At 55.0% G+C, this 13501-nt stretch carries 12 protein-coding genes; 2 read left to right on the top strand and 10 right to left on the bottom strand.

Annotation, left to right across the window (positions count from 1 at the left end):
* Positions 1-35: 35 nt before the first annotated feature.
* Both SOJ49_RS02895 and SOJ49_RS02890 read left to right on the top strand, forming a co-directional pair.
* Positions 36-1508, top strand: coding sequence for a YdiU family protein (locus SOJ49_RS02895; protein WP_369856728.1), 1473 nt, complete (start codon positions 36-38; stop codon positions 1506-1508).
* A gap of 357 nt (positions 1509-1865) precedes the next feature.
* Positions 1866-2477, top strand: a complete 612-nt coding sequence (locus SOJ49_RS02890; RefSeq protein ID WP_369856727.1) for a TetR/AcrR family transcriptional regulator — start codon at positions 1866-1868, stop codon at positions 2475-2477.
* 131 nt (positions 2478-2608) lie between these two features.
* On the opposite strand, the gene SOJ49_RS02885 is transcribed toward SOJ49_RS02890, so the two are convergent.
* The 10 genes from SOJ49_RS02885 to SOJ49_RS02840 form a co-directional block, all read right to left on the bottom strand.
* Positions 2609-3898, bottom strand: coding sequence for a TRAP transporter large permease (locus SOJ49_RS02885; protein WP_369856726.1), 1290 nt, complete (start codon positions 3896-3898; stop codon positions 2609-2611).
* A gap of 8 nt (positions 3899-3906) precedes the next feature.
* The gene (locus SOJ49_RS02880) at positions 3907-4404 is read right to left on the bottom strand and encodes a TRAP transporter small permease (RefSeq protein ID WP_369856725.1); all 498 of its coding nucleotides are present in this window, start codon (positions 4402-4404) and stop codon (positions 3907-3909) included.
* Positions 4405-4485: 81 nt separating this feature from the next.
* Positions 4486-5523, bottom strand: a complete 1038-nt coding sequence (locus tag SOJ49_RS02875) for a TRAP transporter substrate-binding protein (RefSeq protein WP_369856724.1) — start codon at positions 5521-5523, stop codon at positions 4486-4488.
* A gap of 91 nt (positions 5524-5614) precedes the next feature.
* Entirely contained in the window at positions 5615-6613 is a 999-nt protein-coding gene (locus SOJ49_RS02870) for an FAD-binding oxidoreductase (protein WP_369856723.1), read from the bottom strand.
* A 157-nt stretch (positions 6614-6770) separates the two neighbouring features.
* Entirely contained in the window at positions 6771-7799 is a 1029-nt protein-coding gene (dmpG, locus tag SOJ49_RS02865; RefSeq protein ID WP_369855745.1) for a 4-hydroxy-2-oxovalerate aldolase, read from the bottom strand.
* A gap of 15 nt (positions 7800-7814) precedes the next feature.
* Entirely contained in the window at positions 7815-8729 is a 915-nt protein-coding gene (locus tag SOJ49_RS02860) for an acetaldehyde dehydrogenase (acetylating) (protein ID WP_369855746.1), read from the bottom strand.
* A 24-nt stretch (positions 8730-8753) separates the two neighbouring features.
* Positions 8754-10625, bottom strand: a complete 1872-nt coding sequence (locus SOJ49_RS02855) for a feruloyl-CoA synthase (protein WP_369856722.1) — start codon at positions 10623-10625, stop codon at positions 8754-8756.
* A gap of 311 nt (positions 10626-10936) precedes the next feature.
* Positions 10937-11713, bottom strand: a complete 777-nt coding sequence (locus SOJ49_RS02850; protein WP_369856721.1) for a 2-keto-4-pentenoate hydratase — start codon at positions 11711-11713, stop codon at positions 10937-10939.
* A gap of 19 nt (positions 11714-11732) precedes the next feature.
* A complete protein-coding gene (locus SOJ49_RS02845; RefSeq protein WP_369856720.1) occupies positions 11733-12680 on the bottom strand; it encodes an NAD(P)H-dependent flavin oxidoreductase in 948 nt (315 codons plus the stop codon).
* Positions 12681-12718: 38 nt separating this feature from the next.
* On the bottom strand, positions 12719-13501 hold the full coding sequence (locus tag SOJ49_RS02840; RefSeq protein ID WP_369856718.1) for an SDR family NAD(P)-dependent oxidoreductase: 783 nt from the start codon (positions 13499-13501) through the stop codon (positions 12719-12721).

The following is a 13501-nucleotide window of genomic DNA, read 5'->3' as shown; positions in this document are numbered from 1 at the left end:
CTGGCCATGGCGGCCAGTGCCCGAGGGAGAAGACGATGAAGACCTGGCAAAACCTGGACGAGCTGACCCTGAGCAGCCACTACGCCACCCTGCCTGAATCCTGGTATCACGCCATCGAGCCGACGCCACTACCGGATCCTGCCATCGTCAGCGTCAACCACATGGTCGCCGAGCAGCTTCATATCAACCCCTGCAGTCTGGATCCGCACCAACTTGCCGCCTGGCTCGGAGGCCACACCCTGCCACCGGGAGCCAGACCGCTGGCGATGAAATACAGCGGCCACCAGTTTGGCGTCTACAACCCGCAACTCGGTGATGGTCGCGGGCTGTTGCTGGGAGAGCTGGAGATCGATGGCGAACGCTGGGATCTGCACCTCAAGGGCGCGGGTCAAACCCGCTATTCACGCATGGGGGATGGCCGTGCGGTACTACGTTCCAGCCTGCGGGAATACCTGGTCGGGGAAGCTCTCACCCATCTCGGCATCCCCTCTACTCGAGCCTTGGCAGTCTGCGTCAGCAGCCAGAAAATCCAGCGTGAACGGGTTGAACTGGCAGCAACGATCCTCCGCATCAGCCGCTGCCATATTCGTTTTGGTCACTTCGAACACCTGTACTACACCCGCCAATTTGACGGCTTGAAACAACTGGCCGACTATTGCCTCGACCGTTACTACCCGGACTGCCAGAGCGCCGACAACCCGTATCTGGCCATGTTCCAGCACATCAGCCAACGCAGCGCCGACATGGTGGCAGGCTGGCAGGCCTATGGTTTTTTACACGGCGTCATGAACACCGACAACATGTCGATTCTGGGTGAAACCTTTGATCATGGCCCCTTCGCCTTTATTGATCGCTGGAAAGAAAATGCCGTCTACAACCATACCGATCAGGAAGGCCGCTACGCCTTCGACCAACAACCCGATGTGATTCACTGGAACCTCTCCGCGCTGGCCCAGGCACTGACGCCACTGGTGCCGGTTGATGACCTCAAGGCCGCTCTCGAACAGTTCCCCGAGCGCTATGCTGCAGCCTACCAACAACGGATGTCACTGCGCCTCGGTCTGGCTACCAGCCAACCCGGCGACGACGAACTGATTCGTCACTGGCGCGATTTGCTGAACCAGCATCAGGCGGACTACAACCCGCTGTATCGGGCACTGTCCGAAGCCCAGCAAAGCGACGATGGTCAACCCGGCCTCAACCACCTTGACCTTGCACCCTGGCAAACCATGCTCAACGACTGGCTGCCGCAATACCGGCAACGACTGCAACAGGAAACCTGCAACGCCGAAACCCGCCGCCATGCCATGCTGGCCGTCAATCCGGCCTACACCCTGCGGACCCACGTAGCCCAGCACCTGATCGACAGGGCTGAAGAAGGTGACTACCAGCCACTCAACGACTGGCTGACCATCTTGCAGAATCCGTTTGATGAACATCCAGGATTTGAACAATGGCGTCGCGCGCCGGATACCCGAGGACTGGTGATGCTGAGCTGCTCGTCATAAACCGCAACCAGCCATTCAGTGGTACCCGGCATCGTGGGTTGAGTATCCATGACCGTGAGCACGCGCCAAAACACACACCTTTGTATGTTTTTAGCAACTCACGGCAATAATTTCGGTAATTGCAGTCCTGTCGGCAACCACATCAGATCACCATCTGATATGATTCAAGGCTTGACCCCAAACCCCCTTGCTGTTGTCCCGTCGTACAGAACATAAGCCTTGCGGGCTGTTAGCAGACAAAATCCAAGGGGATAAACTGCGCCATCAAACAGTTTGAACAACGATCCCTATCCACTCGAGGATCGTATCGATGCTGCAGGCCTTACCAACTGACGCCAGTGTATTAAAATATCTGATATGAGTTCACCGAAACTGACCCGTAATGACTGGATCAACTCCGCAATGAATGTGCTGGCTACTGGTGGCATTGACCTTGTACGAGTTGACAACCTCGCCAAGGAAATGAAAATCACCCGTGGCAGTTTTTATTACCACTTTGAAAACCGGCAGGAATTGTTACAGGCGATTCTTGAGCGCTGGCGCATCAAAGCCACGGAAGCCGTCATTGAAAGCCTGAAAAAACGCTCGCTGAACACCAGAGAGCAATTGATTGAACTGATCACCCTGCCCTACAAGGGCGAACGCTCCTTTGAAGCGGCCTCGATCGAAATCTCCCTGCGCGCCTGGGCGCGTCGCGATCCCATGGCCAAAGCCGCTGTCGAGGAAGTCGATTCCTATCGTATTTCCTACATCGAAAAGCTGTTTATGGAAATGGAACACCCGCAGGAACAGGCCAGTGATCTGGCCTATCTGATCTATTCCTATATGGTGGCCAACTCGCTAATGGGAGACAAGGATGATCCGCAAAGCAAGGCCGACCGCGCCCGCAGACTGGCACTGTTTCTGAGCGACAATTGCCCGCTAACCAACTGTCAGCACCGACTGCAAGGCCATGCCAGCGGTGGCTGATCGTGGAAGTTGAGAGTTGAGAGTTGAGAGTTGAGAGTTGAGAGTTGAGAGTTGAGAGTTGAGAGTTGAGAGTTGAGAGTTGAGAGTTGAGAGTTGGAAGCCTGACGCCGAAACAGACGTCAGGCAAGTGATTACTCCATCCACTCCACCAGACCCAGAGAAACAATCGGGAACGCCACGATCAACGCCAGCCGGAACAGATCGGCCACCAGGAAAGGAAAGACACCACGGAAGATCACCTTTAGATCAACATCCGTAATCACCGATTTCAGCACAAACACATTCAGCCCCACCGGCGGGGTAATCAGACTGATCTCGGTGGCCACCACCACAATGATGCCAAACCACACCAGATCCATTCCCATACCCGCGACCACCGGATAAAACACCGGTACGGTCAGCAGCAGCATGGAAATCGACTCCAGCACCGCTCCCAGTACAAAATACAGCGCCAGCATGATCAGCAGTACCCCGATCAGACTCAGATCCAGCGATTCAATCCAGGCGACAATATGAAACGGCATATTGGAAATATTCACCAGATTGGCGAATACCAGTGATCCGATCAGAATGGCCACCAGTGATACCGTCGTTGCGGCAGACTCTTCCAGTGCATCCAGCAAGTTACGCCACTCAAACTTACCCCGGATCAGGGTCACGACAATCGCCCCCACCGCACCCACACCGGCCGACTCGGTCGGTGAAAAGAAACCGGCATAGATACCACCCAGCACCAGCACAATCAGCAGCGAGAACGCCCACAGCTGACCAATCGCCTGCAGTTTTTCCTTGCCGGTTGCTTCTTTAACACGGCTATCACTGTCACCCTTGACATGCACCACATACAACACCGCCGCAATATAAAACAGCACCCCCAGTACACCCGGCAGCACTCCGGCAATAAACAGACGACCGATATCGGTCTCGGTCATGATGCCGTAAAACACCAGTGCAATAGACGGTGGAATCAGAATACCCAAGGTGCCACCAGCAGCAATGGAACCCGTTGCCAGACCATCGCTGTAACCGAATTTTTTCATCGACGGGTACGCAATCCGGCTCATGGTTGCCGCCGTGGCAAAACTGGAACCACAAAACGTACTGAAGCCTCCAGACGCAGCAATGGTGGTAATGGCCAGACCACCACGATAATGACCCACCAGCGCATGGGTGGCGCTGTACAGTTCCTCCGCCAGCCCCGAACGACTGATGATATTCCCCATCAAAATAAACAGCGGAATCACCGCAAATTCGTAGGACAATACGGTTTCAGTGGCAATCATGCCCAGCTGGCTTAATGCCGGAGACCAGCCCTGAAACCAGGCCAGCCCCACCACCCCGACAGCCCCGGTAGCAACGGCAATCGGGATACGTAAAAACAGCAAAAACAGCAAGACAACAAATGCAAAAATCATAACCATGGACGCTATTACCCCTGACGCTCAGTACGTGGTAACCGCGCCGAACGGGTTTCCGGCGTGGTAACGATCAGGCTGACAAACGCGATGACCGCCAAGACAAACATGACCAGCAATACCAGCCATTTTTCAAAGCCGAGAAACATAAAGGTTTCCCCGAACAGACGGGTGTCTTGCAGGGTCTGGTACACCATCACCACCAGAGCACCAAAAAACACCACTTCAATCAGATAACCAAACCAGAACACCAGTACGCCCGGCGTTCCTTTAAACAGCCCATCAAACAAATCGATACGGATGTGTTTGCTGGTTTTATGGACATGGTACAAACCGGCATAAAACGAAACCGCCAGAAAAATACCGACCAGCTCATAGGCAAACCCCAATGGGGCGTTAAACACTACCCGGCCAAACACATCGGCAAACGTCACCGCCGCCATCAGCATCAGGGTAATGATCGAGAGTTTGGCGCAGAGATATTCCAGCACCGCAAGCAACGAAAACTTCACAGATTTCTCCAGTCAATCGGCATAGAAAAGCACAGCCATCACGCCCCGACCGTAACGACAGCCGGGGAGCGCTGTATACTCTTACTGTTCCAGTGCTTCGGTTTGCTGACTGTAGAAGCGCATCGCTTCCAGGCCATCTACCTCGGCAGCGGTCGCCTTATCCAGCCATTGCTCACGAATAGGGGCAAACGCTTCGTCCAGACCAACAAACAGCTCTTCCGACGCGATTTGATAATCCTTGCCCAACCGCTTTTTTAATTCACCACGCGCCAGCAAATCGTTCTTGTGCCACAACGCGCCCATGCGTACCGCCAGCTTTTCGCCGGAAATCGCCATAATGGCTTGCTGGTCTTTGGCTGAAATCTTGTTCCATTTATCTTTGTTCATAATCACAAAGGCACTGTTGGAATAGAGGCCACCCGGAATCTGGGTGATGTAGTTAATGTACTTGTCGACTTTAAAACCGGTCAGCAACTCATCCGACAACGACGTGCCATCGACAATGCCGCGAGACAAAAACTCGCGCAGCTCCGACAGTGAGCCGGATACCGGTACAGCACCCAGAGTCTTCAGCGCATCACCCACAACACTGGTCTGGACACGGATTTTCTTGCCCTGCAAATCCTTGATCGTATTGACCGGTGCATCCTTCATATGCAGGTTACCGCCGGAGGTAACATGCACTGCCAGCGTCACCACGTCACCATGCATGCCGGCTGGCTTGAAGTACTTTTCAAACACGCGCCAGTAAGCCGCAGAACTGATACCGGCATCATTCACACTGAATGGGAACTCCACCATTTCTGACAGCGGAAAGACGCCCGGAGTATAACCGTGAGGCCCCCAGGCAATATCAGCAATGCCGTTAACTACCGCCTGATAGTTTTTGGTCGGTGGCACAATCGGCTTGGCCGAAGGCTGCACCTTCACCCGCCCTTCTGTGACTTTTTCAATCTCCTCAAAATATTGGTACAAACCGTCTTTCTGCGACCAGTGCTGGGACGGAAACCACTGGTTGTATCGCAATACAACAGTGTCTTCTGCCAGAGCAATGGACGAGGTCACAATAGCCGCCGAGACAAACGCTGATTTAATAATAATGCGCTTGAATAGATTCATGGTTTTCTCCATTTTATTATTCTACTTTCAAATACATACATGTCTGTATGTTGAGGGCAAACTTTAACCCGTGGCCTGGCCACGAGCAAGATCAAACAAAGGCATCGGAATAGAAATTGGCTGAACTCAGCCCGCATTGACCCACAAAATCCCGGCGCGCAGACTCAATCACTATCGGCGCACCACAGGCGTACACTTCGTGAGCCGACAGGTCGTTCAAATCGGCCACCACCGCCTGGTGTACAAAACCGGTACGACCCACCCAGCCATCCGTGGTATCCGACACCACCGGAATATAATCAAACCAGGGCAAGCGCTCGGCCCAGCCTTCACACAGCGCCGCCATGTAGAGATCGGCGGCCGAACGACCACCCCAGTACAATCGGACTGAACGCTCGTTACCCTCAGCGATCAGCTGCTCCATAATCGCCTTGATAGGCGTAAAGCCAGTCCCGCTGGCCAACAACACCATCGGAGCATCGGAATTACGCAGATAGAAACTGCCGAATGGCCCTTCTACCGTCACCATTTTGCGCAGCCCCAACTCGTTAAAAATAAACGGCGTGCCGGTGCCATCCGGTTTTAGCCGGATATGCAATTCAATCGCGTTTTCCTGCAACTGTCGGCTCGCCATCGAATAGCTGCGCGTCACGCCGTTAGGCAAGGTAATATCAATGTACTGTCCCGGCAGATAAGGAAAATCACTGCCCGGTGCCAGCATCAGCTTGAGTACAATCACATCGCTGGACACCTGGTCTTTCAGCAGCACCCGAGACACCAGTTTCTGGATCGAAATACCCTCCAGCTCGGTGACTTCAGGCGCATTCAACGCCAGATCCTGATGCGCCACCGCCTGGCAACACAGCACCGTTGCACCGGCCTGATCACTCTCCGCCAACGCCAGACCGGCCGGATACGTCACCGCGCCTTCTGAGATCGGCGTCTCAACCAGAGTACGACAGTCACCACAGCGACCATCACGACAGCCGTGCTTCAACATGATCCCGGAGCGCAAAGCGGCATCCAGAATGGTTTCTCCCTCGTGGGTATCGAAGGTTTTACCCACCGGGTTTACGGTAATGGTACTCATATAACACCTGTTTTAATGTATTCGTCAGATGTCTGAAGCCGGAGATCAGACACCTGACGCAATGTTTTCTCGTTTCCGCGCTCAACGCGGGAATGCCAATCCGCAAGGGCTGCCCGCAGCAGCGTGGCAGCCAGTCCAGCGTTAGCCTTTCGCTTTGTTAGCCTTTCGCTTTCGCTTTGGCCATGGTTAACGCCAGATCTTCAATCATGTCTTCCTGACCACCCACGGTGCCGCGCTTGCCCAGTTCCACCAGGATGTCGCGGGCGCTGACGCCGTATTTCTTTTCGGCACGCTGGGCGAACAGCAAGAAGGAGCTGTACACACCGGCATAACCCAGGGTCAGGGCATCACGGTCGATGCGGATGATCTGATCCATTAATGGCGTGATCAGGTCTTCGGCAACGTCCATGATTTGGTACAGGTCGATGCCGGTCTGACAGCCCATGCGGTCGAGTACCGCGCACAGCACTTCCAGCGGCGTGTTACCCGCTCCGGCACCCAGACCAGCGACTGAGCCGTCGATACGGGCAGCCCCGGCGTCGATGGCGGCGAGGGAGTTGGCTACGCCCATGGCCATGTTGTGGTGGCCGTGGAAGCCGATTTCGATGCGGCTGTCGAGTTCTTGCCGCAGCAGGCCGATTTTCTGGCTGACTTCGTCCGGCAGCATGTAACCCGCAGAGTCGGTGCAGTAGATGCAGTTGGCTCCGTAACTGACCATCAGTCGGGCTTGTTCGAGGATTTTTTCGGCCGGTACCATGTGCGCCATCATCAGGAAGCCGACGGTGTCCATGTCCATTTCACGGGCGATGGTGATGTGTTGCTGGGAGACGTCGGCTTCGGTGCAGTGGGTCGCCACGCGAATGGTGGAGACGCCCAGTTCTCGGGCCATTTTGAGGTGGTCAACGGTGCCGATGCCGGGCAGCAGCAGGGCGGAGATTTTCGCCTGTTTCATTTTCGGGATCACGGCACCGAGGTATTCTTCGTCGCTGTGGGCCGGGAAGCCGTAGTTCACCGAGGCACCGCCGAGGCCGTCGCCGTGGGTGACTTCGATCAGTGGCATGCCGGCGGCGTCCATGGCGCAGGCGATGGCGACCATGTCGTCAACGCTGATCTGGTGACGTTTGGCGTGCATGCCGTCGCGCAGGGACATGTCGTGGAGTTTGACGCTTTTACCTTGCAAGTTCATGTTCATGCTCCCCTGTTATTCGCCACGTGCTGGCAGTGTGATGGTGCCGTTGGCGGCTTCTTCGGCAAACATTTCGGCGGTACGCAGTCCGGCGGCGGTCATGATGTCGAGGTTACCGGCGTATTTGGGCAGGAAGTCGCCCAGGCCTTCCACTTCCATAAACATGGAGACGCGGTTGCCGTCAAACACCGGGCCGTTGACCAGGCGGTAACCGGGTACGTATTTTTGTACGTCAGCAACCATGGCGTGAACCGATGCGGTGATGGCATCACGATCCGGTTCGCTTTCGGTGAGGCAGTGGACGGTGTCGCGCATCATCAGTGGCGGTTCAGCCGGGTTGATGATGATGATGGCTTTGCCTTGTTTGGCACCGCCGACTTTGGACACTGCACCGGCGGTAGTGCGGGTGAATTCGTCGATGTTCTGGCGGGTGCCGGGGCCAACGGATTTGGACGACACGGTGGCGATGATTTCGCCGTAGTCAACCGCTTGTACGCGGGACACTGCCGCCACCATGGGGATGGTGGCCTGGCCGCCACAAGTGACCATGTTGACGTTCATTTCGAGGTTTTTGGCGTGCGCGGCAAGGTTCACCGGCGGCACGCAGAACGGGCCAATGGCCGCTGGGGTGAGGTCGATCATGATCACCCCCAGCGCGTTGAGCTTGCGCGAGTTTTCCGCATGCACGTAGGCGGAGGTGGCGTCAAAGGCGACACGAATGTCGTCGGCGATTACCTGTTCGAGTATGCCATCGACGCCGGTGGCGCAGGTTTTGATGCCCATCGTGGCGGCGCGTTTGAGGCCTTCGGATTCCGGGTCAATGCCCACCATCCAGACCGGTTCAATCCATTCGGAACGTTGCATTTTCATCAGCAGGTCGGTGCCGATGTTACCTGGGCCAATAATGACCGCTTTGAGTTTTTTACTCATATGAATACCTTCTGGTTCTTGTGCTTAGATGGCTATCATCGCACCGGCGTTAAGAGGGGAATGGTTGTCTGCATACAGGCTGGCGATCAGATCCTTACGGGTGTCCAGTAACTTGCGCTGATTCAGATTACCTTTGTCGGTGACTTCACCCAGATCAAGCGAAGGTGCCTGATCGGCCAACACGACTTTGGCAATACGCTGGGATGAGCCCTTGGCCTGGGCATTCACAACATCCAGGGCTGCAACAAAGGCTTGCTGCAAGGATGGATTGGCCAGCAAGTCCGCCGCTGCCATCTGCCCACTGCTATCTCCACCGAGTTGGTAAATACCCGGACTCGGAAAAACCACCAGGCCGATATAATCCTGATCGTGACCAGTAATCAGGGCATCCGACACCAGTCCGTCAAAGGCTTCCACCACGCGTTTGCGCATGGTTGCGACGCACACCCAAGTGCCGGTGGATAATTTAAAATCTTCCGACACCCGACCGTCGAACAGCACACCCGCCGACGGGTTGGTCGGGTCAGCCAGGCGACCGGCATCACCAATTTTGTAGAAGCCATCCCGATCGAAACTGTCAATCGTCTTCTCACGGTCGTGCAAATATTCCTTGAATACATTCGGGCCTTTGACCCGCAGCTCCAACTTGCTGCCGTTGGGAACAAACTTAAGCGCCACACCGGGCATGGGTATACCAATATTACCCGCCTTATCGAGGCGCCAATTGACATTGGTATTGGCCGGGGCCGTCTCTGTCGAACCCCACTCGGTTGAAAACAGAGGATCCTTGCCCTGTTCCGCAGCCAATGCTTTCAGGGCCTTCCAAACCGGTTCAGACAAGGACGCGGCGGCATAAAACACCAGTTGCAGGTTTTCAAAAAAGGCGCTTGCCAGGGACTTGTCCTGCTGCAACATCGGCAGCAGCGCTTCGTAGCCTTTGGGGACGTTAAAAAACAGCGTGGGTTTGATCTCGCGAATATTGGCGACGGTTTTTTCCACCATGCCGGGCATCGGGCGGCCGTCATCAATGTAGAGTGAGCCGCCATTACGCAAGACCAGATTAAAATTGTGATTGGTGCCGAAGGTATGACTCCAGGGTAGCCAGTCGAGTACGACCGGCGGCGTGGCTTCAACAAAGGGATAACACTGGGCAATCATCTGCTGGTTGGAGCACATCATGCGCTGGGTCACCACAACGATTTTGGGGTGTCCGGTGGAGCCTGAGGTCAGCATGTATTTGGCTGGCGTTTCAGGGTTAATCTCAGCAAAGCGCTCATCGACCAGCGCGGTTACCTGGGCATCTGCCAGTGTGGCCAGCAACATCACGGGTTGTTGCACGTCTGCCAGCGCCTCAAGACCGGATGACACCACCACTTGATGATCCCCCTTCAAAGACGCCAGCGGTTGGGCAAATGTCTGCCCCTGCTCTGCGAAAATCAGTCCTGGCGTCAAACGCTCAACGGCGGCGACCAAGCGGTCGTATTTGCCCGCAAACATCGAATAGGCGACCGATAAGGAAGTAACCGGCACACCGACATGCATGGCTGCCATCTTGATCAGGGCATGGTCAATCGAGTTGCCCGACAGAATTAATACCGGTCGCTGTGGCGACAAGCCCAGCGTCAGCATCCCTTGGGCCAGCTGCCGTACCTGATCACGAAAGGCCTGATAGGTCAGGGTTCGCCACCCTTCAGCCTCTGGATTCGCCAACCGCAGAGGCTCACCAACCAGAATCGCATCCGGGGTCTGTTGCGCCCATTTTTCCAGCCAGTCACCGACACAACGCGCATATGGCAACAGCGCCATATCCGATTCCATGATAATGACACCCTGGTCATCAGTGCTGACCGATGCCAACGGTGTTGGCAGTTGTTCAAACACGGATTGAGTACCCATAAAACACCTCATTTATTGTTATATGCGGACAACAGGAGGGCAGCCGGAAATATATCGGGCGTTTGATTATTAATCACTGTCATTACAAACGCCGTCGCTTCTGAATATGCCCAACAGGCAAACGCTCCCCGACCACCATAACTGGTTGGATATCGGAGGCTTATCCCTGATCCGATGTTGCTGTTTTACCGGATTATTATTGACTGCCAATCATCCGGTTTATATATCGGCTATTTATTATTGCAAACAGCTCGTTATTGTTATCTTCGCCTGCGCTACATTTATAAACATCACCACCAAAGCGTGATGGCTTAGATCGCCGTCACTGCAATGGACTCCAGCCCCTTGAAATCAAACTGCAGGGTTTGTCCGGCAACCACCGGTACCATCGGAGCCAATGCCCCTGACAATACCAACTGGCCCCGACGAATCGGCCGTCCCAGGGATACCATTTTGCGTACCAGCCACTGGGTAGCGTAAAGCGGATTCCCCAGACAAGCGGCCCCCCGTCCAGCAACATTGACGCCCTCACCCCGAATAACGATTTCCAGCTCGGCAAAATCAACGCCATCGGGTGAATATCGGCTATCGCCAGGAATATACAAACCGGATGAGGCGTTATCGGCAACCGTATCGATCAGGGTAATTTTCCAGTCGGCAATCGCCGAATCCACGACTTCCACAACCGGAAAGAAATAATCAATGGCGGATTTCAATTCAGTGAGGGTGATATCGGTATGTTCTATATCGCGATTAAAAACAAAACCGATTTCACCTTCGGCTTTGGCCGCGATCAAGCGGGAGCTATCCAGCGGCTGATCCTTACGGACTTCCATACTGGCAAACACCAGACCGAAGTCCGGTTCACTGACCCCCAGTTGTTGCTGCACTGCGACCGACGTCAGGCCAACCTTGTAACCCACGATCCGTTCACCCCGAAGCAGCCGTTGTTCACTGATCAGGGTCTGGATGGCGTAGGCATCTTCAACGCTGAGGCCGTGATAACGGGCTGTAATCGGAGCCACAGGCTGACAGTCAAGACGAGCCGTCAGCAGCTCATCCGCAATTGCTTTCAGATCCAAAGACACACTATTTCTCCAGGATGATTCAGGAAAACGACGCCAGTAACTGGCGAGTTTCTGCTACGGCGGTATCAAACTCGGCCACCAGGCTATTCACAATCTCGGCGGTGGTTTCTTTGGCGCGGATATTCCCGACCCCATGGCCAGCCGACCAGACGTCTTTCCAGGCTTTATTGGCAGTGGAAATATTGCCGGAGAAATCAATACCGGCCTTGTTTTCAGACGCCGGATCAATACCCGCTTGTTCCAGGCTCTGGCGCATCCAGTTGGCCTTGACGCCACTGACGGCTTTGGTTTCGATGACGTCATCCATCACCGCCGCTACCAGCATGTCGCGGTAGCCTTCTGCCACCAGACTTTCGCGGGCACCAATAAAGCGAGTACCGGACAAAACAAAATCAGCACCTGCTACCCGCATGGCCAGCAAGTCGCGACCGCTGGAGATACAACCGGCTATGCCCAGCGGGCCATCCCAGAACTGACGCACTTCGGCAATAAAGGCTAACGGGTTATAGGTACCGGTGTGGCCACCCGCGCCATTGGTCACCAGGATCAAAGCATCCACCCCTGCGGCAGCAGCCTTGCGCGCCATGGCCGGGGTAATCACGTCGGCAATCACCTTGCCGCCGTAGGATTTCACCGTATCCAGAATCCGTGCCGGAGACCCCAGCGCCGTCGAAACAATGGCAGGCTGATAACGTTTGACCAGCTCCACCTCGGCCTCAAAACGGTCGTAGGTCTTGTGCACAATCATGTTAAACAGCCAGGGCAACTGACGCGGGCTAAGCTGTTCGTGAATTTGACCCATCCAGGCATCAAGCGCCTCAACGGTACGGGCGTTAGCGGCTGGCAAGCTGCCAACAACGCCGTTCTGCGAAGCCGCTATTACCAATTCTGGCGACGACACCAGAAACATCGGCGCGACAATTAATGGCAGTCGCAGCCCGGTGGATTCGTTATCAAACAGATTCATAGCGCTACCCTTGTCACTTTATTGTTATTTGGAGATTGTTATTTAACGGCCCAGCCGCCATCACTGTGAATGATGTTACCGGTTGTAAACGGTGACAGCTCATTGCTGGCCATTACCAGATACAGGTGAGCATGGTCTTTGGGGGCTGCAATCCGCTTGAGTGGCACGGCATTGGCTGCAGCCTCCTGAAACCCCTTGATGCTGTTTAATGGCTGTGCCCGATCGGAGACCCCTTCGACCGAAGCCAGACTGGTATCTGTTGCGCCCGGTGACACACCGTTAACACGGATATCCGGGGCCAATTCATGTCCCAATTGCTTGATAATACCCACCACCGCATGCTTGCTGGCGACGTACAGTACGCCACCACCACCCGGATAAAAACCGGAGTTGGATACCGTCAGCACCACCGATCCACGGGTTTTCTTTAACTCCGGGGCAGCGGCCTTGACGCCATTGATGTAGCCCAGCACATTGACCCGGAAAATGCGGTCGAAGGTATCACTCAGGGTCGTGTCATCGAGCTTGTGTAACGGCGTGAAATAATCAAACAGTGCGGCGTTGCCGATAAAACTGTCGATCTTGCCAAACCGCTCGACCGCCAGACGCACCAGCGCCTGATTATCGGCCAACGAAGCCACATCCCCTTGCAGCGTGAGAATGTCGGGCGACACCTCCGCTTGCAGCGTTGCCAGCTTGTCGGCGTTGATATCCATCACTGCCACACTGGCACCCTGCTCCAGCATGTATTCAACAACACCACGACCAATGCCGTCGGCTCCGCCCGTCACCAGTACTACTTTCGACTGCATGAGTTTCAT

It is taken from the genome of Candidatus Thalassolituus haligoni (assembly GCF_041222825.1).
In the GTDB taxonomy this organism is placed as follows: domain Bacteria; phylum Pseudomonadota; class Gammaproteobacteria; order Pseudomonadales; family Oceanobacteraceae; genus Oceanobacter; species Oceanobacter antarcticus.
The sequence above is the reverse complement of the archived record's forward strand: the minus strand, read 5'-3'. Positions and strand labels throughout refer to the sequence as shown.

Coding starts and splice junctions, on each gene's coding strand:
- SOJ49_RS02895 (WP_369856728.1), top strand. CDS start 36: ATGAAGACCTGGCAAAACCTGGACGAGCTGACCCTGAGCAGCCACTAC.
- SOJ49_RS02890 (WP_369856727.1), top strand. CDS start 1,866: ATGAGTTCACCGAAACTGACCCGTAATGACTGGATCAACTCCGCAATG.
- SOJ49_RS02885 (WP_369856726.1), bottom strand. CDS start 3,898: ATGGTTATGATTTTTGCATTTGTTGTCTTGCTGTTTTTGCTGTTTTTA.
- SOJ49_RS02875 (WP_369856724.1), bottom strand. CDS start 5,523: ATGAATCTATTCAAGCGCATTATTATTAAATCAGCGTTTGTCTCGGCG.
- SOJ49_RS02870 (WP_369856723.1), bottom strand. CDS start 6,613: ATGAGTACCATTACCGTAAACCCGGTGGGTAAAACCTTCGATACCCAC.
- dmpG (WP_369855745.1), bottom strand. CDS start 7,799: ATGAACTTGCAAGGTAAAAGCGTCAAACTCCACGACATGTCCCTGCGC.
- SOJ49_RS02860 (WP_369855746.1), bottom strand. CDS start 8,729: ATGAGTAAAAAACTCAAAGCGGTCATTATTGGCCCAGGTAACATCGGC.
- SOJ49_RS02855 (WP_369856722.1), bottom strand. CDS start 10,625: ATGGGTACTCAATCCGTGTTTGAACAACTGCCAACACCGTTGGCATCG.
- SOJ49_RS02845 (WP_369856720.1), bottom strand. CDS start 12,680: ATGAATCTGTTTGATAACGAATCCACCGGGCTGCGACTGCCATTAATT.
- SOJ49_RS02840 (WP_369856718.1), bottom strand. CDS start 13,501: ATGAAACTCATGCAGTCGAAAGTAGTACTGGTGACGGGCGGAGCCGAC.